This is a genomic window from Streptomyces sp. 4N509B, from assembly GCF_052245655.1.
Taxonomy (GTDB): Bacteria; Actinomycetota; Actinomycetes; order Streptomycetales; family Streptomycetaceae; genus Streptomyces.
This window is the reverse complement of the sequence record NZ_JBQQBZ010000007.1, coordinates 184,241-206,434: the sequence shown is the minus strand read 5'-3', so window position 1 is coordinate 206,434 and position 22,194 is coordinate 184,241. Positions and strand designations below refer to the sequence as shown.

Genomic DNA, 22,194 nt, shown 5'->3' with positions numbered 1-22,194 from the left:
CGTCGCCACGTTGAAGTCCTGGCGGCTCCTGCGGAAGCTGCGATGCAGCACGCCCCGCATAACCAACCTGGTCAAAGCCGTCCTCGCACTTCACCTGAGGCCCGCAGCCTGAGGTTGGAAAAGGCTCACTATCGTGGGGAGGGCCCTTCACAGAGGGAGGCGACACGGATGCGCGGTTTCGGAGATCATCTGACCATCGGCGAGCGGATCGCCTTCCATCGGAGGCGCCGCGGCTACACCCAGCACGTACTCGCCGGGCTCGTCGGCCGCGGTACCGACTGGCTGGCCAAGGTGGAGACCGGTCGGCGCAAGCCTCCGCGCATCGACATGCTGACCGAGCTGGCTCACGTACTTCGCGTGCCGCTGGGGCTGGGTCGGGTTACCCGTCCTGACGGAAGATGACCGAGAGCAGGACGATGTGCCGGCAGTGCGTGACGCGCTGATGAGTCCGGTGGCGTCTCTCCCGGCTCCTGTTTGGGCCAGAGCCTGTCGCCAGCGGGCTGATGCTGGTCGCACTGTTCCTGGGTGTGGTGACCCCAGCCGCTTGCAGGTCCGATCGAGGAGAACCCGCGTTGCTCGGTTGAAGCACGAGGGGACGGGAGAAGCGTTCTGCATCGCAGATGAAATTGAATACGTGATGCCGGGTGTAGCCATGGCGGAGTGGCGAGGTCAGTTTGGTAAGGCAGGGCTGATGCGAAGTCGGAGTTGGATCGTTCAGGTGGTGCTTGACGTGGCTAGGTAGGCGATCCTCGCTTGGCCCGTGACCAGCATATTCTCTTGCGTTTCGCGGGTCGGTGCGAGGCAGAAGTGAAGATGCTCCAGTCAGCTTCGGCAAAGGATTCTTTGCCCCATTGCCAGGCGCGCGCGATGCACCGATCGCCCATTGCCCGTACTGCAGCCGAACTTGCTCCAGCGCTGCTCTCGCAGTGTCGTGATCCCGCCGCCTCGCACCTCCCGCACGCTCCATACAAGTGACACAACCGGCTCATCAGTGGGCATAGTTCTATTAGCTGATAGAATTCGTGACAAGCCCATTTCCTTCTAAACCGGACACGCGCCTCTCCCTTTGGCCTGCGTCGTTCAGCGTCACACTTTGATGTCAACTCCTCACGAAGTGTCTACGCCTACCGTGGCTCATGGAACGATGAGTCATATGGGCATTCGGCTGACCGTGACCCGTCGACATGCGCTGCTGATCTGCTCCCTTGTGGTGCTCTGCGCGACCCTGCCCCTCTGGGTGCTGACTGGTGGAGACCTTGAGTACGTGGCCGGCTGGGCGACCGTGCTCGCACTGCCAATCAGCTTGTTGGGCCTAGCCATGATGTTCGGTGACAACGCTGGAGGCAGTAGCAACTCCGGCGGCCGAGCCCAGCAGTCGAGGCCTTGGATGGCTCCACCGCTCGACCGGCTGGTCGACCGGCCGGAGTTGAGTCGGAGACTTATGGAGGTGCTGACGGCGTCAGAGGCGTCCGAAGTGGGCCTGACAACTGCCATTCGGGGTGCCGGGGGATTCGGCAAGACGAGTCTCGCTGCCTGGGTTTGCCATCGGGACCAGATCAAGCGCCGGTATCCGGGGGGTCTGTTGTGGGTGACTCTCGGGCAGGAGATTCAGAGGAGTACGTTGGCCGAACGCATCAACGACTTGTCATTTACGTTGAGCGGTCAGCGTCCCGCCCTCTCCGATCCGGATACCGCTGGAGCGGAACTCGGCCAGTTGCTGGATAATCGAGAGCCCGTCCTCCTCGTCTTGGACGATGTGTGGAGCGAGGCGCATCTGCGCCCCTTCCGTATCGGTGGCCGTTCCTGCACACGTCTGGTGACCACGCGCTTGCCGGACCTCATGCCTCCAGATCAGCCGAGCGTCCACGTCGACATCATGACAGAGGCCCAAGGTGTCGCGATGGTGCGCGATGGTGTGACGGGACTGCCCACGTTGACGGCCGTCCGGCTGGCCGATCTGGCCGGCCGATGGCCAGTGCTGCTGAACTTGGTGAATCGCGCGCTGCGTCGGCAGGTCGTTCAAGGACAGAACCCCGAGCAGGCTGCCGGTGACATCGCGCGTCGCCTGGAGGTGGACGGACCGACCACCTTCGATCCCGCTGTATCCAGAGACCGCACCCGCGCTGTCGCCGCGACCGTTGAGGCGAGCCTGGTCCTCATGGAACAAGGCGACCAACGCCGCTTCCTCGAACTTGCGATCTTCCCGGAAGACGTCGAGATACCCCTGAGTATCCTCGATCTGCTCTGGCCCGGCAGGGCCGAGGCTCTGTCCGAGAACTTCTTCTCACTGGGCCTAGTCGCGGCGCTGAAGCGGGACGAGCCGGGACCTCGATTGATCCTCCACGACATCATTCGCGGTTACCTCCGTGGCCGCCTTGACGGTGCGGCGCGGGCCGAGGTCCATCGGAGGCTCGTCTCCTCGGCTGCTGCCGCACACCTGCCCGCTACGGAGAGCGGCACTCGCGAACCCTGGTGGCTTCTACCGAGCCACGAGGGCTACCTGTGGCGGTACCTTCCCTGGCACTTGCAGGAGTCGGGGTCGGTCGAGGCACTTGAGGAGCTCGTTTGCGATCTGCGGTGGGTCGAAGCGAAGACGCGGCTGCTCGGATCCGTCGTTCCGGTCGAATCCGATCTTGAGAGAGCGCAGGGCACCACGGTGTCTGCGCTACGGAGGGCACTTCGTCAGTCGGCGTCATTGCTCGGCCCGATCGAGCCGCCAGAATCACTCGGCGCCATACTGGCCAGCAGGCTTCAGCATGTCCCCGAGCTAGCGGCGGCGCTCGACACATATCGGGCCGGACTTCGAGTTCCCAAGCTGGAGCCGATCTGGCCGCTTGCAGACTTATCAGTGCCCCACGACGTTGCCGAGGCATCCGGACACATCGGAGGGGTGACGGCCTGTTCGTTCTCTCCCGATGGTGACCTGCTGGCGAGTGCGAGCGACGACGCGACCGTGCGGGTGTGGCAGCTGGCCGACGGCGGTCAGCGAGCAGTCCTCAGCGGCCATGCCGGTGGTGTCTGGGACTGCTCCTTCTCTTCGGACGGCACACTGATCGCTACCGCGAGTGCCGATCGAACCGTGCGACTGTGGCGAACGGACACCTGGTCTCCGATGTCGGTCCTCGCCGGACATGTGGACTCAGTACGGAGTTGCTGCTTCTCTGCAGATCGTGAGTTGCTGGCGAGCGCATCCGACGACGGGACTATTCGGCTGTGGTCTGTCGCTGACGCGACCGAGCGGGCGGTGCTTCGTGGACACAGCAAGAGCGTGCGCAGTTGCCGTTTCTCTCCGGATGGTGAGTTGCTGGCGAGCGCATCCGACGACGGGACTATTCGGCTGTGGTCTGTCGCTGACGCGACCGAGCGGGCGGTGCTTCGTGGACACAGCGACAGTGTGCGCAGTTGCCGTTTCTCTCCGGATGGTGAGTTGCTGGCGAGCGCATCCGACGACGGAACCTTGAGACTCTGGACCGTAGCGTCCCGTGCCGAACGGCTGCAGATCGCGATCCAGCATGACCCAGCGCTCAGCTGCGCGTTCTCCCCTGACGGGGCGGTGTTGGCGGCGACCGGCTATGGAAACGTGCGGCTCTGGAACGTCGTTGACGGTACGGAAGGCCCCTCGTTCGGAGGCCACTCCATGGCGGTGTGGGGCTGTGCCTTCTCACCGGACGGGGCACTGCTCGCTACCGCGGGCATGGACCAGACCGTCCGGGTGCGGCGGGTCGCGGACGGTGCGGCGTCGACGGTGTTTAGCAGAGGCACGAGCAGAATGGACGGCTGTGGGTTCTCCTCCGATGGCCGATTGCTCGCCACCGCGGCAGTCGACGGTATAGCCCGGCTGTGGCGCGTGCCCGAGGGGACGTTGTACACGTCCCTCAGCGGGCATTCGGACAAGGTGACAGGGTGCGCGTTCTCGCCGGACGACGAACTGGTGGTAACCGGTGGAAACGATGGGACGGCACGCCTGTGGCGGGTCGCCGACGGGGCTGAACAACGGGTGTTCCGTGGTCACACAGCATGGGTGAGGGGGTGTGCGTTCTCGCCCGACGGCACTTCCTTCGTGTCCGTGAGTAATGACCGGTCGGCACGGCTGTGGAAGCTCTCCGATGGCACATCGACGACGCTGGTCGGTCATACCGACCGGGTCTACGCCTGCGCCTTCTCCCGAGACGGCCGATGGCTCGCGACCGGCGGCGCCGACTACACAGCACGTCTTTGGGCGATCGGTGCCGACGGTGACGTGACGGCAGCGCAGGTGCTGCGACAGCACACCGATCTGGTCAACGCCTGTAGCTTCTCCCCCGACGGGTCGCTGCTCGCTACCGCAAGCGACGACCGGACGGTCAGACTCTGGAACGTTGCCGACGGATCCGAGGCAGCGGTGCTACGAGGACACACGAGCTGGGTGGACGGCTGTGCGTTCTCTCCGGACGGCACACTCCTCGCCACGGCCAGTAGCGATGGCACTGTCCGTGTCTGGGCAGTGGAAGACGGGCAGTGCCGGTGCGCTCTCCGTGTAGCTGCCCCAATGGTGCAGATTGCATGGCACCCGTCCGGCGGCATGATCGGGGTTGTCGGCGGCGCGGGCGCCTATCTCCTGGCGTATCGAGGCTAGTGCGGTGATCGGGAGTGCTCGCCGCGTCCTCGCCTGTGAGACCTGCGAGCCGCCGCCTGGAGGCGGGCACCGGCCGAGGCGCTCACCAGGTGTACCCTCGGCCACCAGGCGAGGCAAGGCAAGGGTCAACCACTCAGAAAGCGATGATGGGACACCCCATGCCATACAAGTGCAACCCCAGTCGCGGTGGCCACGCCCCCGGACACCTCCGTGATGGCTTCCGCGAGGCGGTCGAGACGGCCGGGTTCAGCGCCTCCAGGACGATGCGCCGTGAGGACTGGACGAAGCTCTGGGACTGCACGGACATCCTGCCGGGCGATGACTGCGCCCTGCTGGACATCCCCCGAGGCTCCACCTACGCCCAGGCAGTCCGGTCGCTGGCGAAGCGCTGAACCCTCACAGGCGACCACCCCCGGACCCTTTCCCCCGGGGGTGGTCGTAAGTGTTGCGAGTGTAGGCCGCCGGCACACGAAACAGCTCTGACCTGCGCATTCAGCGTAGAAGGAGGTGTTGAACATGGACCTCATCGTCATCGCGGTTGTGATCATGGTCGGGGCGGTCCTGGTGGGCGGCTTCTTCGGCTGGGTGCTCTACAAGATGTGGGAAGAGCTGGCGAACAAGTAGGGAGGTTTCATGAGCCGAGGACACGGACGAGTCGAGCGGGCCATCCTGGCTGCCGCTCCGCCGTACCCCGGAGACCCGGCCATCACCCGGTGGTCCCTGGCCCAGCAGATCTACGGGGTGGACGTGCCAACCAGGGCGCAGCGGGCCTCCGTGGACCGAGCGGTGAACAACCTCAAGCACCAGGGGCTGGCCGCCGATGGTCGTCCTGACGTGGTGGTGCACGCCGGGCCTTGGAAGCTCCGCTACACCTACGGCTCTCCTGACTACTACCGGTGCAAGGAAGCTGCCTGCTACTTCTGCCAGCACGCCATCGACCCGGCCACCGCCAGGAAACCAGGGGACGTGTCCTGGGGTGGCGGTCCGGTTGACGAGCGTGGACGGCATCTGGCGTACTGGTCCCGCGACATCCGAGCGCCGAGGGTGACGCAGCCTCCCAACGAGGAGGAGCGGGAGGAGATGCGGGTGTCGTACGCGGAGATGGTCGCCGAAGCCAGGGGATTGCGGGGAGTGAGCTAAGCGTTGCGTGAAGACGAGCGCCGCCGTCGCCGCAACGTTTAGAGAGCCAGGTAAGTGTTGCGAGTGCGCGCCCGGCGCCGCCGATCTGCTCCTAGAACTGCGACGACCCCCGTGTCGCCCCGATCCCTCGCTGGAACAGCTCCTCGCCGGGCACCAGACGCTCCAGCATCACCATGAGCGCAGGCCAGCGACCAAGCCACAGGAGATGTGGCTTCTTGGGGCCTGGCGGTCGCCCCTGACCGCCAGCACCGGCCAGCCTGGAGCAAGTTCACCGGGTTGGAGCCGTTGGGCCGCGAGGCGAAGAGGTTGCGGCCGATGGCGATGATGCCCTTCTCGGGTAGTCCGTGGACCTCATGAGCACCGGCTGACGATCTCTTCTCTCTGTTCTCTACGGAGGGTGCCGACATGCTAACGTAAGCGGCATGTTGTCAATCCCTCACGGCTCGGACGAGGTTGGGCACCTGCGCGAGTGGGGCTTCATGACGATGACGGCGAAGACCTTAGGAATCGCCGACGGGGAACTGATTTCATTACAGCAGCTTTACGACAACGAGCTGGATCGTGACGAATGGCTCCCCGAGGGAAAGGGCTATCGGCTCCGCGGCTATCAATGCTTCGATGTCGACCCCTCCAACCTGGCAACGACTCATGTAACAGAGCCCCCGCCCTACTTCCAGCCGGTGGCGGTCAACCACGTTGCCGGAGGTATCCAACGCAGATTCCGCGCCGTTCCATGGGATTACCCGACATCTCACACTGTCGCTGCGCTAATTAGCGTATTTCTCTATAGTGTGCGCGCAGCGGGACTCCTAGATTCACGGCGGAAGTCCCCACTTGCTTTGGATGCACACTACGTGCGCATTACCGCTCCTGGGCGCCCCGCGCCAGAAGGTATTCATCGAGATGGAATTATTGCGGGTGCCGTTCATCTTGTCCGGCGCGTCAACATAATGGGCGGGACGACATCCTTGTTCGACTCCTCGGAGAATCGAATCTGCGATTTCGTCCTTGACGCACCATTGGACTCTTTCATCTTCGACGATTCAAGGCTATTGCACTACACAGATGAAGTTCGGCCTGCCCAGCCAGACGGTCCGGCATATCGAGACGTCCTCCTGCTAGGAGTGAGGTGACCATGGACGCGACACTAAGGAATTTCATCGGAGAGTCCGACAAGCTGCTCCCGGAGGAGGAACTTGTTGAGGTGGCGGGCGAGCTGACAGCTATCCCTTCCTTCACTGGCCAAGAGACGCAGCTAGCAGAGCATATTGGCAGGATGCTTGAGAGGTATGGAATCTCCCACTACCTCCAAGAGGTCGAACCTGGCCGCATGCAGACGATCGGCCGGCTGGGCCCCGAGCAAGGGGAAGGGGAAAGGGCCGCTCTGATCCTCAATGGTCACTTGGACATGGATCCACTAGGGAGGGACTGGTCCGGGGATCCATTCACTTGCGTTCGTCAGGGCGATAAACTTTACGGCGCCGGACTTCACAACATGAAGAGCGGACTAGCGGCAATCATCGGGGCCGCTGCAATGCTGAAACGAAGCGATATCTCACTGCGTCGGCCCCTGCTCCTTGAGTTCGTCGTGGGTGAACTACAGGGAGGGAAGGGAACCCGATTCGCCCTTGAGAGTGGACTCCACGCCGACGCGGCTGTCGTCCCAGAACCTTACTCTGTGACGCGGGTGATCACGAGAACAGCAGGCGTCCAGAAATTCGCGGTTGTCGTTAGAGGTACCACGGCGCACACGAGCCGACACCATGAAGGTGTCGACGCCATCCAGGTGCTCCTACGAGTCCTAGAATTGTTCCGACAGACATCACTGGGACTGGAGAATCCTGACTTTCCCACTCTTCCGCGCCTGCAGGTGGCAAGCCTGATCGCTGGCCGGGGTGAGTCACACGATCTTTCGGGTGTGAGCTACTGCGCGGACAAGGCGACGGCGATCATCGATGTCCGGTATCCACCTCCCTTCGAACCGGAAGACGTCAGCCGCGCGATCGACGAAGTTCTCGACAAGGCCAGGTCGCTGCACCCCGAAGCCACGGTGGACATCGATCATCCGCCAGCCGCAGAGTTCAGAGTCGGCGGAACTGACATGCCTCCCATGGATGTTTCGGAGCAGTCGACCGTGGTCCGCGACATCGTTCAGCTACTGCCCCGGGTCTCCCGATACGAGGTGGAAGAGCTTGGCATTTCCCTGCCGTACTCCTACTGCGGAAACGACACGACTCATCTAAGCCGGGCGGGCATCGAGTGCTGTCTGTTCGGTCCGCGTGGCGCGTCTGGTGATACAGAGAAGCATGTTCTTGTTTCCGAGATGCTCGCCTGTGCCCAAACACTCGCGGCGTTGTCAGTTATGCGCTGTTCCTGACCAAGAGGAGAAGCTGTGTCTAAGAGCGAGTTCTCGATTCGCGCGTTGTCGGCCCCGTACGACGATCCCGAAACCCTCGAACTACTGAAGGCGCTTGACTCGGAGAATGCGGCGACATATGGCGAGCCAGATCGAGAGCCCGTCGAACGCACCGACTTCTCGCCGCCCAATGGTCTGTTCCTGGTGGGAATCGAACAGGGTCGCGCTGTGGCATGCGGCGCCTTTCGGCTGCGTATGGACATTCGCCCGGGAGCTACAGATGCAGAGATCAAGCGGATGTACGTCACGCCTGAGGCACGCGGCCGCGGATACGGCGCACGAATCCTAGAGGAACTGGAGGCGGCCGCTGCGGAGGTCGGCGCCTCACGAGCGATTCTTGAGACCGGTATTCGAAGCGTCGCCGCATTTTCTCTCTATCGCAGCCGGGGCTACGAGGTAATACCTCTCTTTTCTGATGCGTATGCAGACTCTCCGACCAACCGCGCCTTGGGTAAACCGCTGAAGGTCCATGCGCAGGACTAGTGATGCTGTGACCGGGAGTTCCGCCGAGTGCCTTTCTCTCCGACGTGGCCACAGGGCTGTCAGGCGGCGGCACGGGGACTGCGAAGTCCTGGCAGCGATCATGTTCGTGGTCACGACAGGGGTGCACCTGGCAGCAGCTTCCGCTTCTGGAGCCCTCATCGGGGCCCTCCCAGTGGCAGGCATGGCCTGAGACGGCGCGTGTCCTTGAGTCGGCGCTGGGGAGCTTGTACTCCACCCTTGGTGCTGGTGACGGGATCGAAGGGGGTTGAGGCTGATGGCGCGGCGGCGTGGCTGGCGGCGCAGGCGGAACCGGCGGTTAGCGGTCGTCGGAGTCGCGCTGCTCGCGGCGGTGGTGGTGGCTTTCTGGTCGCGGATCTGGCCGTTCGTGCTCGCGGCAGTGGGGCTGGTCGGCGTCGGGGCCCTGGTGTGGTGGGGGTGGCGTACTCACCGGGAGCTACGCCGCAAGGACGCGATCTTCCGGGCGGAGCAACGGGTGCTGGAGAACAACCGCACGCTGGATCAGGTGGACAAGCTGTCTGGCGAGGACTTCGAGAAGATGGTGGCCGAGCTGTTTCGCCGGGGCGGCTGCACGAAGGTCATGCGCGTGGGCGGGCGCGGGGACCGCGGCGTAGATGTGACCGGGGTGCTGCCCGACGGCCGGTCCATGGTGGTCCAGTGCAAGCGTTTCGCCCCGCGCCGGCCTGTCCGCAGCGAGGACATGCAGCGCATGTTGGGATCCCGGACCGACTTCGGCGCCGATGTCGCGATCTTCGTGACCAACACCAGGTTCACCGACGACGCCGAGAGGTACGCGAAGGACAACGAGATCATCGCCATCGGTCGCAACCTCTTCGCCACGTGGCTCAAGGGCGCCACTGTGGAGTCCCTGATCCAGACCGGGGGCGGCGGCCAGGGAGGTCGTCGGCACCTCAAGGCCTGGCAGCAGACGTACGGCAAGCCTGGTAGAACCCGCAGGAAGAAGCCTGCGAGCTGACCCATGGCCCACCGCTGTGATCTCGTCCCTATCATTTCCGGTGGAGAGTGAGAGGGGCATGGTTGATGCTTAGCTCCGCCGCTGTGGGGGACGGTCCCTCACAGCCGACCGCGGTGCTGCGGCGACTGCCTGGCAAGGCGAGGCCCCGTGAGGACGCCTTGCAGGAGTACAACGAGCTGAACGCCAAGCGGCGTGATCGGCTCCCTGCCCCCCTCTGGGTGCTCCTGGCACCGGACCCGGACGAGTTCTACCGGTGGCGCGTCCAGCTCGATTGCGGCTGCATCATCGAGGTCTGGACCTCGGGCAAGGAGAAGCTGCCTGCTGAGAGGCAGTGGTCGGACCCTGTCCACAAGGCATGGCTGCCGGCGGGACAGACCTTCTGCCACCACGATGATGCCCCGACTGCGCCTTACCGTGACATCACCGAGTGGGGAGACCGCAGGGAGGTTGCGTTCCCCGCAGATCCTGTCGAGCCACGGCATGGGCTTGATCCCGAGACTTGGGCGCTGATCCGCCATGACGAGCCCCATACGTCGGCGTTCTGGACGGTGACGCTGGCCTGCGGGCACGTCACTGAAGTGGCCACGGACGTTGAGTGGAAGCCCGCCGACGGCCCCAAACGAGTCAGTGCCGAGAGGCTGCGGAAGATGATCGCGGAGTTCGAGGCGGACCCGGGCAGGGAGGGTGAACGCGAGCACGAGCACGAGAAGCGGATGCTCACGGAGGGCTGGCCGCGTCCGGCTCCGGAGCATCTGTGCTACACGTGCCCCAGGGCGAGGTCCATCGTGGCCTATCAGCGCATCGGATGGCTCGTGCCGCGGAAGCCGGAGCCGAAGCCCCCGAAGCCGCCGTCTCGTGCCACTCTTGAGCGTCGGCTCAAGGAGGCGGAGGCGGAAACCGAACGGCTTCGGGAGCAGCTCACCCAGCTCGACGCGGAGGGCGAGGACCAGTGAGAGGCGAGGGCACGGCGCCCAGTGCGGTCATTCCAGGATATTTCGCGTGCTACGCTTGCCTCCGACCTGCGTTTTCCCAGGTCAAGCACAGCGTTCAGGCGTCCATACTGCGGGACTACCTGGACTGACACGCACCGCACCCGGACGCCCCGGACCCGCCCGCTTCACGGGTCCGGGGCGTCGGTGCGTGCCGGGCGGCACCCGCCGTGTCGTCGACACCGCGCCGTGTCGTCGGGGACCGCCCCGGCCCCGGACCCCGGTGGGCGGGGCCCGGGGCCGTGTCCGAGCGGCCCGCGGTTCGTATCCTGCTGTTCGTGCCCCTCGACGCCGGCGACGCCGTCCCGGCAACGAAGGTGAGGCCCTGGGGGTGCCCGACCAGGTGGGCCACGGCGCCGTGCCGGCCGGTCTCCGGGCCGTCTTCCTCGACCGTGACGAGACCCTCTCCGTGGGACCGCCGCCGGGCTGGTGCCCGTCCGATCCGGAGGCGCCGCGCCTCGCGCCGCACGCCGGTCGACTCGTGCGCACGCTCAACGAGCGCGGCGTGAAGACCTGCTGGCCACCAACCAGAGCGGCGTGGCCCGGGCCTGATGAGCGAGGAGAACCTCACCCGCTTCCACGCACGGCTCGCCACGCTGATAGCCGCGGAGGGCGGTGGCCACCCTGGGCCGCGCGATGCTTCATCGTCACCCGCCACTCCGCCGGTCCCTATCCGGACCGGCCCTTCCAGCTGGTTCAGTACTCGGAGGTTCGTGCTGACCAACCGCGGCGGCGTCCTCGACCACCTCCCCCTCCCCGGCCAGGACACCCTCACCACCCCCTGTCACGTGCCGTGCGAGATGCTCATCGTCACGGTCACCTCTGGGAGTCCCCGGGGTATCGGGACTACCGCGCCGCCCTGGCCGACGGCGCCCGCTCGGTTTTGTCGATGTGCGCGCGGTGCTCCAACTCCGCCCGCGCCCGGTCCGGGGGCCAGGAGAAGTGGTCGCGGAGGTAGAGCGATCCGTCGTTCTCGCGCTGCTGCTCTCCCGGGACCTGCTGCTCCAGGTGCCGCTGGTCGAGAGCATCACCCCCGGAGGAGGAGCACGTCGTCGGCGAGGACGACTACTGGCTCGGAACGCTCCTCGCCCGTGGCGGGCCACTGGCCTGCACCGAACAGCCCACGCTCCGCTACCACCTGGGGGCATGTCCAACGTGGACAACCCCTGGTGAGCGCCGGCACGCCGTCCCCCGCGCGCCGCGCCGGCGGTCCCGGGTCAGGCCCCGCCCTCCCCGGGCGGCCCGCCCGCGTCCGCCGACACCAGGTGGCACAGCAACTCGTCACCGAGCTGGGCCTCGTCCGCCACGCGGTAGCGCGTGCCCTCGACGGCGCGCGCCAGCACCGCCCTGGCGTCGTCGGTGTACTCCCGCCGGCCCGACAGGCTGCGGCGCGGCAGCGACACGACGACGTGCGCGCAGTCCAGGGCGGCCAGGATTCCGTGGGCGGCGCCGGTGCGTTGCTGCTCCACGGTGGTGAGCGTCTTGAGGAGGAACGCGACGTCGGCCCGCAGGCTCGGCGGGGAGGCCACCAGGTCACACGTGGCGCCGGTCAGCCGCACCGGAAGCACGGCGTCGAGGCCGCGCAGGGCCGAGACGATCGACTCGTCGACGTCGCAGCACCAGTACGCGCCCCCGGGCGCCAGCCGCATCCACGGCACCGCCAGCGGGTTGAGGCCGCAGGCGAGGTCGACGACGGACGCGGGCGCGCCGCACCACCGCGCCACCTGCTCGTAGAACGGCTCCAGAGTCGGCAGCCGCTCGGCGGAGGAGGCGTGCGAGCGCATGGCCGCCAGGCAGGCGTCCCGCAGCTCGAGTTCGCCCGACGCCACCTGCCGGGCCACCGCCTCGACGGACCGGGCGGGCTGGCCGGTGAGGAACGCGCCGAACGCCTGGTGCAGCTTGCGCTTGGCGTACTTCAGGGCCTGCGACCGGTCCCGGTTGCGGGCCAGGGCCTCCTCGACCACCCGCCGGACGAAGTCCGGGTCGAGCTCGCGGTACTTGGCCGAGGACAGCACCCGGCGGACCATCTCGTCGACGGCGGGACCCGTCCGGTCGTCCCTGGCTCGCATCGCCGTCCCTTCCCAGACGCACAGCAGGGGGCAGCGTAGCCGACCCCCCGCCCACCGGCCGAAACCCCGCGACGGGGCGGGCGGGACGGTGTCTCGGCGGTCCGACCATCCAGGTTCCCACCAGTGTGCGGAGGACGATGGGGATGCGTGTGGGAGTGATCGGAGTGGGGTGCATGGGCGCCTTCCACACGGCGACGCTGCGGGGCCCGGACGAGGTCGCCGAGCTCGGCACCCGCGTCGCCGCCGACGCGGCGGCCCTGCTCGCGGGCGGACCGGACGCGGTGGTGCTCGCCGGGCCACCACGGAGAACCTGCCGCTGCTGCGGGCAAAGCGCGGCCCTGCTCGGCACTGGCGAGGATCGCGAGCAGCACGTCGAGCACGTGCCGGGCCGTCTCGCCGCTGGCCCGGGGCGGCCGTCCGGTGCGCAACGACGTGGCCAGCTCGGTGACGCCGAGGCCCCGGGCGTTGCTCGTGTGGCGGTGGCTGAGCGGCGCCTCGCGCCAGCCGGCCGCGCGGTCGGCGCTGACCGGCACGGGCCCGGCGAAGTAGTCGGGGTCCGGCAGGCCCAACGTTTCCTCCGCGCCGTGGACCTCCAGGTGCGGCAGGCTGTGGGCCCGGGTGTCGAAGGAGGTGACGAGCGGCTTCTCGCTGTAGACGGACGTGCCCGCCTCGATGGCGGCGAGGCTGATCGCGTGGTGGTCGAGCGGCCGGCTGAGGTTCACGACGACCGAGACGGCCGGGTCGGCCAGCAGCGCCTCGGTGGGGCGGGTGGGGACGCCGTGGGTGGCCGCCGCGGCCCGTGTGCGATCCGGGACGGGGTCGGCGCAGCCACCACCCGCCTGCGCGCGGCGGGGGAGGGGCAGGACGCGGCACCAGGGGCCGGAGGGGGAGGACGCGGACTGAGCGCTCGGGGCGGGCGCCGAGCCCCGCCTCGGGACGTCCGACGCGGGAGCCCAGGGCGCCGGCACCGGTACCGACACCGACACGACGACGGGCGGTCACGCCCGATGGTCTCGGGGTGACCGCCCGTCGTGCCGATCGTCACGTCAGGCTCGCGGAACGAGCCCAGCTCGTCGTGGTGGCCGAGGTGTGGTGGTCAGCGCTCCTCGTCGTTCGCGGAGCCGGGAGTCGCGGTGAGCTTCTCCGTCTCGTCCTGTATCTCCGCGGCGATCTTCTTGAGCTCCGGTTCGAACTTACGACCGTGGTGGGCGCAGAACAGCAGCTCACCGCCGGTGGTGAGCACCACACGCAGGTACGCCTGGGCGCCACAGCGGTCGCAGCGGTCCCCGGCCGTGAGCGGAGTCGCGGGGGTCAGAACAGTAGTCACGTCGCCTCTTCTCTAGCTCGACGAGCTGTCGTACCAGGGACAACATCCGACCGGGCCGGAACGTTCCCGCCCGCGGCGATCCTGCGAGGGAATGTCCCTCCGGATCGTTTGGCCGGCTGCTGCCCGGTGGCGGCGAATGGGCCGTATTGCGGTGGTTTGCGGTGATGCGTGGTGTTGGTTGCTGGTCTGTCCGGAGTCTGTCCGATCCTGCCGTTGTTCAGGAGGACGTTCCCGGAGCTTAGATGGTTCATTCCCCGAAGGAAACGTGATGTACGCGTCACCCTACCTTTCCATTTCGAACGTTTGAGCGATGCGAGCTAGGCTGGTTACCCTCGTGGCGGCTGTGCATCGGCTCAACACAGCCTCGATACCCTCTTCTGCGGCGTCCAGCCACCGGACCCGTGACCGGAACAAAATTCAGCGAGGAGCGAACTGCGTGACCGCCGACACGTCCGTGCCATCCACCGCCCTGCTCTCCGGGGCCGACGCCGGTGGGAACTACACCGCGCGGCACCTGCTGGTACTGGAGGGCCTTGAGGCGGTCCGCAAGCGCCCCGGCATGTACATCGGGTCGACCGACAGCCGTGGCCTCATGCACTGCCTGTGGGAGATCATCGACAACTCCGTGGACGAGGCGCTCGGCGGCCACTGCGACCACATCGAGGTCCTGCTCCACGACGACGGCTCCGTCGAGGTCAGGGACAACGGCCGCGGCATCCCCGTGGACGTGGAGCCGAAGACCGGCCTGTCGGGCGTCGAGGTCGTCATGACCAAGCTGCACGCCGGAGGCAAGTTCGGCGGAGGCTCCTACGCGGCCTCCGGCGGCCTCCACGGCGTCGGCGCCTCCGTGGTCAACGCCCTCTCCGCCCGCCTCGACGTCGAGGTCGACCGGGGCGGGCGCACCCACGCCATGAGCTTCCGCCGCGGCGCCCCCGGCATCTTCACCGAGCAGGGCCCCGACGCGCCGTTCGACCCCGCCAGCGGCCTGCTGAAGGGCAGGAAGATCCCGAAGGACCGCACCGGCACCCGGGTGCGGTTCTGGCCCGACCGGCAGGTCTTCCTGAAGGACGCCCGCCTGTCCGTCGAGAACCTGAGGGCGCGCGCCCGCCAGACCGCCTTCCTCGTGCCCGGCCTCACCATCGTCGTGCGGGACGAGCGCCCCGAGGCCGCCGACAGCGCCGGCGAGGGCGCCCCCACCGAGGAGGTCTTCCGCTACGACGGCGGCATCAGCGAGTTCTGCGAGTACCTCGCCGAGGACAAGCCCATCTGCGACGTGCTGCGCCTCACCGGCCAGGGAGCCTTCAAGGAGACCGTCCCCGTCCTCGACGACCGCGGCCACATGATCCCCACCGAGGTGCGGCGCGAGCTCGACGTCGACGTCGCGCTGCGCTGGGGCACCGGGTACGACACCACGGTCCGGTCGTTCGTCAACATCATCGCCACCCCCAAGGGCGGCACCCACGTCGCCGGCTTCGAACGAGCCCTGCGCACCACCGTCAACGACGTGCTGCGCGCCGCGAAGCTGCTGCGCGTCGCCGAGGACGACATCCTGAAGGACGACGCGCTGGAGGGCCTGACCGCCGTGGTGACGGTCAGGCTCGCCGAGCCGCAGTTCGAGGGCCAGACCAAGGAGGTCCTCGGCACGCCCGCGGCCTCCCGCATCGTCGCCCAGGTGGTCGGCAGGGAGCTGAAGGCGTTCCTGACCTCCACCCGCCGCGACGCCAAGCAGCAGGCCCGCTCGGTGCTGGAGAAGGTGGTGGCCGCCGCCCGCACCCGCATCGCCGCCCGGCAGCACAAGGAGGCCCAGCGCCGGAAGACCGCCCTGGAGTCCTCCGCCCTGCCGGCCAAGCTCGCCGACTGCCGCAGCGACGACGTGGACCGCAGCGAGCTGTTCATCGTCGAGGGCGACAGCGCGCTCGGCACCGCCAAGCTCGCGCGGAACTCCGAGTTCCAGGCGCTGCTCCCCATCCGCGGCAAGATCCTGAACGTCCAGAAGTCCTCGGTCTCCGACATGCTGAAGAACGCCGAGTGCAGCGCGATCATCCAGGTGATAGGAGCCGGGTCGGGCCGGACGTTCGACATCAACCAGGCCCGCTACGGCAAGGTCATCTTCCTCGCCGACGCCGACGTGGACGGCGCGCACATCCGCTGCCTGCTGCTGACCCTCTTCCAGCGGTACATGCGGCCCATGGTCGAGCAGGGACGCGTCTTCTCCGCCGTTCCGCCGCTGCACCGCATCGAGCTGTCCAACCCCGGCAAGGGCAAGGAGAAGTACCTCTACACGTACTCGGACAACGAACTGCGCGAGACGCTGCTCTCCCTCAACCAGCGCGGCGTCCGGTACAAGGACTCCATCCAGCGGTACAAGGGCCTCGGCGAGATGGACGCCGACCAGCTCGCCGAGACGACCATGGACCCGCGCAGGCGCACCCTGCGGCGGATCAACATCAACGACCTCGACGCCGCCGAGGAGGCGTTCAGCCTGCTGATGGGCAACGAGGTCGCCCCCCGGCGCGAGTTCATCGCCAGCTCCGCCGCCTCCCTGGACCGCTCCCGCATCGACACCTGACGCGGCCGGCGGCCGTGCGGCTCGACGACTTCGTGACCGTCTTCCGGGACGACGCTGTCCGCGTCGAACTGGACTGGGACGCGGTGCTCGCCGAGGGCTCCCGCGGCGAGGTCGGCGTGAGCGGCACCTACTCGCGCTCACGCCGGCTGCTCGGTGCGCTGTACACGGTCTGGTACGAGGGCGCGGACGGGGCCGACGCCGACGTCCGTCAGGCGGCGGCGCGCCCGCTGCGCGTCGCCGAGACCGGTCGCACGGAACGCAGCTGGCCGGCCGAGCGGACACGCCGCGTCACGCGCTTCGAGCAGGCGTTCCGCGCCGCGGCCGAGCCGGTCAGGCTCGTGCTGCCCGCCTACGCCGTGGGCGGCGGCCTGCTGCTGCTGGACGGCACCCACCGGTCGGTCGCCGCCCACCGGGCCGGCGTGCCCGTGCGCCTCCTCGTCTACGCGCTCCACGGGCCCTCACGGGCGGAGCTGCTGCCCGACCTGCGCCATCACGCCACCGTGGGCTCCCCGCCGGCCGGGAGCGCGCCCGGGTCCGGCGCGGGCTGAGGAACCGCGAGCGTCAGGCCACGCTGGTGCGCCGCCGCGAGCCCCATCGCGTGGCCGGCCACCATGCCGCGCAGCGACTCCCACCGCTCGGCCCGGCGCAGCCGCAGCGCCGACACCAGCAGCAGCCACCACGTCCCGGCCGTCAGAGCGGCGACGAGCGCCGTGACCGCGGGCCCCGGCTGGGCGAAGGCGACCACCGTCCAGCCGCCGAGCCCGACCGGGAGGAGCAGGGAGAGCAGGACGTTGATCTCGGTCTCGATGTCGTTCGGGGCGTCGTTCGGCGCCGTGAGACCCAGCCAGGACTTGGCGTACAGGAACGCCTCCAGTCCGTTGTCCAGCCGCAGCGAGCCACCGCCACGCCACCTCACCGGCGTGGGCTCCTGGGGCGAGCCGAGGAAGTGGTCGAGTAACGGGTGGGCGCGCAGGCAGTCCTGCACGGCCGCCTGGCCGAATGTCTCGACCAGCTGCCGGCGGAGGGCGGACGCGGAGGGCAGCGAGCCGGTGCCGAGCCGTTCGACGAACCCGAGCACCGCGAAGGCCAGCTCCCTCGCCACGTACCCGACGACGTACGCGGCGGCCAGGAGCGCGACCGCCAGGAGCGCGGTGAGGGCGCCGTCCACGTCGTCGCTGGTGTCGACGACCACCTGCCAGGCCCGCCCGCCGTGCCGGGCCCGCACGGCGAGCGCCCCGGCGGTGACGACCAGCACCACCCCCGGCGCGAGCACGCTGGCGAGCGTGAGGACCACGTAGTGGGACAGCCGCCGGGGGAGGGGCTCGACGCCCTGTCCCAGGGTGATCGGATCCATGACGCCCCCCGCCGACCCGGCCCTCCGCTCCGCGGAGGGCGCCGACACCGTGACCCCACTGTGCCCCACGGCTCGGGGCGCCCGCCAGGGGCGCCCGGGACGTCCCCCGCCGTGCCGGGGACATCCCGTGCCGGGAGTGAGGGAGTGCCGCGACCGTGCGGCTACACGGGACCCGCGACCACCGCCACCGGCTTCTCCAGCGGCGACCCCGAGCCGTCCCGGCGCGGGTCGAGCGCCGGCAGCGACACGGGCGCGCCGTTCCGCCCCGCCGCGCGGGCCGGAGCCGGACCCGCCCAGGCCAGCGTCAGGTGGTCCTCGCCCTTGAGGAAGCGCTGGCAGCGCACGCCGCCGGTGGCCCGTCCCTTCCGCGGGTACTGGTCGAACGGCGTCAGCTTCGCCGTGCCGAGGGAGTCGTCCAGCTGCCCGCTGCCGGCCGCGACGGTGAAGACCACGGCCTCGGCCGCCGGATCGACCGCGGTGAAGGAGATGACGCGGGCGTCCGCCGCCAGCTTGATGCCGGCCATGCCCCCCGCCTGCCGGCCCTGCGGGCGCACCTGCGAGGCCTGGAACCGCAGCAACTGCGCGTCACTGGTGACGAAGACCAGGTCCTCCTCGCCCGTGCGCAGCTCCGCCGCGCCGACGATCCGATCCCCTTCCTTCAGCGCGATGACCTCCAGCTCCTCCTTGTTCGCCGGATAGTCGGGCACGACCCGCTTCACGACGCCGAACTCGGTGCCGATCGCGAGTCCCGGCGAGGACTCGTCCAGCGTGGTCAGGCAGACGACCCGCTCGTCGGGCTGGAGGGAGAGGAACTCCGACAGCTGCCCGCCGCCCGCCAGGTTCGGCGCCGTCGCCGTGGGAGGCAGCTGCGGCAGGTCCACCACGGACAGCCGCAACAGCCGCCCGGTGGAGGTGACCGCGCCGATCTCGCCCCGCGTCGTGGACGGCACAGCCGAGACGACCACGTCGTGCTTGACCCGGCGGCCCTGCTGGTCGAACTGGGCCTGCCCGTCGGCGGTCCGCGCGAGCAGCCCCGTGGAGGACAGCAGCACCCGGCAGGGGTCGTCGGAGACCTGGAGCGGCACCGGCTCGGCGACCGCCTCCTCGGACTCCAGCAGCACCGAGCGCCGCGGCGTGGCGTACTTCTTCGCGACGGCCGCCAGTTCGCCCGAGACCAGCTTGCGCAGCTCGGCGTCGGAGTCGAGGATCCGGGTGAGCTCCGCGATCTCCTCGCGCAGCCGCTCGCCCTCCGCCTCCAGCTCCAGCCGGTCGAACCGTGTCAGCCGCCGAAGCGGGGTGTCGAGGATGTACTGCGTCTGCGTCTCGCTCAGCTCGAAGCGCTCGATCAGCGCGGCCTTGGCCTCCGCCGCGTTGTCGCTGGAGCGGATGATGCGGATGACCTCGTCGATGTCGACCAGCGCCACCAGCAGGCCCTCGACGAGGTGCAGCCGCTCCTGCCGCTTCGCGCGCCGGAAGGAGCTGCGGCGCCTGACCACCTCGAAGCGGTGGTCGACGTAGACCTCCAACAGCTCCCTCAGCCCCATCGTCAGCGGCTGGCCGTCGACGAGGGCGACGTTGTTGATCCCGAACGTCTCCTCCATCGGGGTCAGCTTGTACAGCTGGGCGAGGACGCCCTCGGGGTTGAAGCCGTTCTTCACCTCTATCACCAGACGCAGCCCGTGCTCGCGGTCGGTCAGGTCCTTGACGTCGGCGATGCCCTGCAGCTTCTTCGCGTTGACCAGGTCCTTGACCTTCGCGATCACCTTCTCCGGGCCGACGGTGAACGGAAGCTCCGTCACCACCAGGCCCATGCGCCGCGCCGTGACCCGCTCCACCGAGACCGTGGCGCGCATGCGGAACGTGCCCCGGCCCGTCTCGTACGCGTCGCGGATCCCGTCCAGGCCCACGATCCGTCCGCCGGTGGGCAGGTCGGGCCCGGGGACGAAGCGCATCAGCGTGGCCAGGTCGGCGCCGGGGTGCCGGATCAGGTGCCGGGCGGCGGCGATCACCTCGCCGAGGTTGTGCGGCGGCATGTTCGTCGCCATGCCGACGGCGATGCCGCTGGAGCCGTTCACCAGGAGGTTCGGGTACGCGGCGGGCAGCGCCACGGGCTCGCGCTCGCTGCCGTCGTAGTTCGGGGCGAAGTCGACCGTGTCCTCGTCGATCGACTCCACCATCAACCCCGCCGCCGGGGCGGCGCGACACTCGGTGTACCGCATGGCGGCCGGCGGGTCGTCGTTCCCCAGGGAGCCGAAGTTGCCGTGGCCGTCGACCAGGGGCAGGCGCATGGAGAACGGCTGCGCCATCCGCACCAGCGCGTCGTAGATCGCGGAGTCGCCGTGGGGGTGGAGCTTGCCCATCACCTCGCCGACGACGCGCGCGCACTTCACGTGGGCGCGGTCGGGCCGCAGCCCCATGTCGTGCATCTGGTACAGGATGCGGCGGTGCACCGGCTTCATGCCGTCCCGCGCGTCGGGCAGCGCGCGGGAGTAGATCACCGAGTAGGCGTACTCCAGGAAGGAGCCCTGCATCTCGTCGACGACGTCGATGTCGAGGATCCGCTCCTCGAAGTCGTCGGGCGGCGGGGTCTTCGTGCTGCGGCGGGCCATCGCGGCGGGAGCTCCTTAACGACGCGGTGATGTGCTGGGACCATTGTGGACCGGTCCACTGACAACCCACCGATCAGTCGCCACGGACCTGGCGAGAACTTTCGCGCACCTCGGCTCACCTTGCATAAGGTGGCTGGGGTTTTAGGATCTCCACCGTCGAGCGAAGGGACCTCACGCTCATGGGCCACACGGCCATCCCGCAGGATACCGGTGGCGGGCTCACCGCCACGGAGCACAGGCTGGCCAACGGGCTGCGCGTGGTGCTCTCCGAGGACCACCTGACACCGGTCGCCGCGGTCTGCCTCTGGTACGACGTCGGCTCCCGCCACGAGGTGGCCGGCCGCACCGGCCTGGCCCACCTGTTCGAGCACCTCATGTTCCAGGGCTCGGCCCAGGTGAGCGGAAGCGGTCACTTCGAGCTGGTCCAGGGCGCGGGCGGCTCGCTCAACGGCACGACGAGCTTCGAGCGGACCAACTACTTCGAGACCATGCCCGCCCACCAGCTGGAGCTCGCCCTGTGGTTGGAGGCCGACCGCATGGGCACCCTGCTGACCGCCCTCGACCAGGAGTCGCTGGACAACCAGCGCGACGTCGTGAAGAACGAGCGCCGCCAGCGGTACGACAACGTGCCCTACGGCACCGCCTTCGAGCGGCTGGCCGCCATGGTCTACCCCTCCGGTCACCCCTACCACCACCTCCCCATCGGCTCGATGGCCGACCTCGACGCCGCCTCCCTCACCGACGCGCAGGACTTCTTCCGCACCTACTACGCGCCGAACAACGCGGTCCTCGCGGTCGTCGGCGACATCGACCCGGACCAGACGCTCACCTGGATCGAGAAGTACTTCGGCACCATCCCCTCCCACGACGGCAAGCGCCCCCCACGCGACGGCGCCCTGCCCCCCGTCCTCGGCCGGCAGCTGCGGGAGGTGGTCCACGAGGAGGTCCCCGCCCGCGCCCTGATGGCCGCCTACCGCCTGCCCCACGACGGCACCCGTGAGGCCGACGCCGCCGACCTGGCGCTCACCGCCCTGGGCGGCGGCGAGTCCTCCCGGCTCCACAACCGCCTGGTCCGCCGCGACCGCACCGCCGTCGCCGCCGGCTTCGGGCTGCTGCGCCTGGCCGGGGCGCCGTCGCTCGGCTGGCTGGACGTCAAGACCTCGGCGGACGCGGCGATCGAGGACATCGAGGCCGCCGTCGACGAGGAGCTCGCCCGTTTCGCCGAGGAGGGTCCCACCCCGGACGAGATGGAGCGCGCCCAGGCCCAGCTGGAGCGCGAGTGGCTGGACCGGCTCGCCACGGTCGGCGGTCGCGCCGACGAACTCTGCAAGTACGCCGTGCTCTTCGGCGATCCCCAGCTGGCGTGGACCGGCGTGCGGCGCGTGCTGGAGGTGACGCCCGAGGAGGTCAGGGAGGTCGCCGCCGCGCGGCTGCGCCCGGACAACCGCGCGGTCCTCGTCTACGAGCCGCTCGACGAGCAGGACGCGGCGGCCGACGCGGACGAGGTCAGCACGGAGCAGACGGAGCGCGACGGGGAAGGATCGGAGCAGTGACGGACACCACCACCTCGGCCACCACACCCGACAGCACGCCGGACGGCACGGGACGGGGCGCCGTCCCGGCCCCGAC

General features: G+C 68.6%; 16 protein-coding genes and 2 pseudogenes. 13 read left to right on the top strand and 5 right to left on the bottom strand.

The genetic code is table 11. The annotated features are described in order from the left end of the window. The 10 genes and pseudogenes from ACTWP5_RS10575 to ACTWP5_RS10530 form a co-directional block, all read left to right on the top strand. Positions 1-112: pseudogene (locus tag ACTWP5_RS10575) on the top strand (IS5/IS1182 family transposase); the annotation flags it as partial. Positions 113-168: 56 nt separating this feature from the next. Continuing rightward, a complete protein-coding gene (locus ACTWP5_RS10570) occupies positions 169-402 on the top strand; it encodes a helix-turn-helix domain-containing protein (RefSeq protein WP_443220562.1) in 234 nt (77 codons plus the stop codon). Between the two features lie 751 nt (positions 403-1,153). Next, on the top strand, positions 1,154-4,615 hold the full coding sequence (locus ACTWP5_RS10565) for an NB-ARC domain-containing protein (protein WP_443220561.1): 3,462 nt from the start codon (positions 1,154-1,156) through the stop codon (positions 4,613-4,615). Positions 4,616-4,773: 158 nt separating this feature from the next. Beyond that, the gene (locus ACTWP5_RS10560) at positions 4,774-5,007 is read left to right on the top strand and encodes a hypothetical protein (RefSeq protein WP_443220560.1); all 234 of its coding nucleotides are present in this window, start codon (positions 4,774-4,776) and stop codon (positions 5,005-5,007) included. Positions 5,008-5,248: 241 nt separating this feature from the next. Beyond that, positions 5,249-5,755 (top strand): hypothetical protein, encoded by a 507-nt coding sequence (locus ACTWP5_RS10555; RefSeq protein ID WP_443220559.1) that lies wholly within the window; start codon positions 5,249-5,251, stop codon positions 5,753-5,755. 422 nt (positions 5,756-6,177) lie between these two features. Then, a complete protein-coding gene (locus tag ACTWP5_RS10550) occupies positions 6,178-6,888 on the top strand; it encodes a 2OG-Fe dioxygenase family protein (protein ID WP_443220558.1) in 711 nt (236 codons plus the stop codon). A 2-nt stretch (positions 6,889-6,890) separates the two neighbouring features. Continuing rightward, positions 6,891-8,132, top strand: coding sequence for a M20 family metallopeptidase (locus ACTWP5_RS10545; protein WP_443220575.1), 1,242 nt, complete (start codon positions 6,891-6,893; stop codon positions 8,130-8,132). Between the two features lie 15 nt (positions 8,133-8,147). After that, positions 8,148-8,654, top strand: coding sequence for a GNAT family N-acetyltransferase (locus ACTWP5_RS10540; RefSeq protein WP_443220557.1), 507 nt, complete (start codon positions 8,148-8,150; stop codon positions 8,652-8,654). Between the two features lie 274 nt (positions 8,655-8,928). Continuing rightward, entirely contained in the window at positions 8,929-9,648 is a 720-nt protein-coding gene (locus ACTWP5_RS10535; protein WP_443220556.1) for a restriction endonuclease, read from the top strand. A gap of 158 nt (positions 9,649-9,806) precedes the next feature. After that, the gene (locus ACTWP5_RS10530) at positions 9,807-10,601 is read left to right on the top strand and encodes a hypothetical protein (RefSeq protein WP_443220555.1); all 795 of its coding nucleotides are present in this window, start codon (positions 9,807-9,809) and stop codon (positions 10,599-10,601) included. A 1,253-nt stretch (positions 10,602-11,854) separates the two neighbouring features. Here the strand turns inward: ACTWP5_RS10530 and ACTWP5_RS10525 are convergent. The 3 genes and pseudogenes from ACTWP5_RS10525 to ACTWP5_RS10515 all read right to left on the bottom strand — a co-directional run bounded on the left by ACTWP5_RS10525 (position 11,855) and on the right by ACTWP5_RS10515 (position 14,033). After that, positions 11,855-12,706 carry a hypothetical protein gene (locus ACTWP5_RS10525; RefSeq protein ID WP_443220554.1) on the bottom strand — a complete coding sequence of 284 codons (852 nt, stop codon included), beginning with the start codon at positions 12,704-12,706 and terminating at the stop codon, positions 11,855-11,857. Between the two features lie 632 nt (positions 12,707-13,338). Beyond that, a pseudogene (locus ACTWP5_RS10520) lies at positions 13,339-13,674 on the bottom strand (Gfo/Idh/MocA family oxidoreductase); the annotation flags it as partial. Positions 13,675-13,802: 128 nt separating this feature from the next. After that, positions 13,803-14,033, bottom strand: coding sequence for a DUF7455 domain-containing protein (locus tag ACTWP5_RS10515; protein WP_443220553.1), 231 nt, complete (start codon positions 14,031-14,033; stop codon positions 13,803-13,805). A 436-nt stretch (positions 14,034-14,469) separates the two neighbouring features. On the opposite strand from ACTWP5_RS10515, the gene ACTWP5_RS10510 reads away from it, so the two are divergent. Next, positions 14,470-16,602, top strand: a complete 2,133-nt coding sequence (locus ACTWP5_RS10510) for a DNA gyrase/topoisomerase IV subunit B (RefSeq protein WP_443220552.1) — start codon at positions 14,470-14,472, stop codon at positions 16,600-16,602. Between the two features lie 14 nt (positions 16,603-16,616). Further along, positions 16,617-17,150, top strand: a complete 534-nt coding sequence (locus ACTWP5_RS10505) for a hypothetical protein (protein ID WP_443220551.1) — start codon at positions 16,617-16,619, stop codon at positions 17,148-17,150. Here the strand turns inward: ACTWP5_RS10505 and ACTWP5_RS10500 are convergent. Further along, positions 17,093-17,956, bottom strand: coding sequence for a hypothetical protein (locus ACTWP5_RS10500; RefSeq protein WP_443220550.1), 864 nt, complete (start codon positions 17,954-17,956; stop codon positions 17,093-17,095). The two genes, ACTWP5_RS10505 and ACTWP5_RS10500, sit on opposite strands and share 58 nt — an antisense overlap. A gap of 161 nt (positions 17,957-18,117) precedes the next feature. Continuing rightward, positions 18,118-20,565 (bottom strand): DNA gyrase/topoisomerase IV subunit A, encoded by a 2,448-nt coding sequence (locus ACTWP5_RS10495; protein ID WP_443220549.1) that lies wholly within the window; start codon positions 20,563-20,565, stop codon positions 18,118-18,120. A 179-nt stretch (positions 20,566-20,744) separates the two neighbouring features. Between ACTWP5_RS10495 and ACTWP5_RS10490 the strand changes: the two genes are divergently transcribed. Next, the gene (locus ACTWP5_RS10490) at positions 20,745-22,118 is read left to right on the top strand and encodes a M16 family metallopeptidase (RefSeq protein WP_443220548.1); all 1,374 of its coding nucleotides are present in this window, start codon (positions 20,745-20,747) and stop codon (positions 22,116-22,118) included. Positions 22,119-22,194 lie beyond the last annotated feature (76 nt).

What these genes read in the sequence shown, in the direction of transcription:
- ACTWP5_RS10570 (WP_443220562.1), top strand. Translation starts at nt 169, where the DNA reads ATGCGCGGTTTCGGAGATCATCTGACCATCGGCGAGCGGATCGCCTTC.
- ACTWP5_RS10565 (WP_443220561.1), top strand. Translation starts at nt 1,154, where the DNA reads ATGGGCATTCGGCTGACCGTGACCCGTCGACATGCGCTGCTGATCTGC.
- ACTWP5_RS10560 (WP_443220560.1), top strand. Translation starts at nt 4,774, where the DNA reads ATGCCATACAAGTGCAACCCCAGTCGCGGTGGCCACGCCCCCGGACAC.
- ACTWP5_RS10555 (WP_443220559.1), top strand. Translation starts at nt 5,249, where the DNA reads ATGAGCCGAGGACACGGACGAGTCGAGCGGGCCATCCTGGCTGCCGCT.
- ACTWP5_RS10550 (WP_443220558.1), top strand. Translation starts at nt 6,178, where the DNA reads ATGTTGTCAATCCCTCACGGCTCGGACGAGGTTGGGCACCTGCGCGAG.
- ACTWP5_RS10545 (WP_443220575.1), top strand. Translation starts at nt 6,891, where the DNA reads ATGGACGCGACACTAAGGAATTTCATCGGAGAGTCCGACAAGCTGCTC.
- ACTWP5_RS10535 (WP_443220556.1), top strand. Translation starts at nt 8,929, where the DNA reads ATGGCGCGGCGGCGTGGCTGGCGGCGCAGGCGGAACCGGCGGTTAGCG.
- ACTWP5_RS10525 (WP_443220554.1), bottom strand. Translation starts at nt 12,706, where the DNA reads ATGCGAGCCAGGGACGACCGGACGGGTCCCGCCGTCGACGAGATGGTC.
- ACTWP5_RS10500 (WP_443220550.1), bottom strand. Translation starts at nt 17,956, where the DNA reads ATGGATCCGATCACCCTGGGACAGGGCGTCGAGCCCCTCCCCCGGCGG.
- ACTWP5_RS10495 (WP_443220549.1), bottom strand. Translation starts at nt 20,565, where the DNA reads ATGGCCCGCCGCAGCACGAAGACCCCGCCGCCCGACGACTTCGAGGAG.
- ACTWP5_RS10490 (WP_443220548.1), top strand. Translation starts at nt 20,745, where the DNA reads ATGGGCCACACGGCCATCCCGCAGGATACCGGTGGCGGGCTCACCGCC.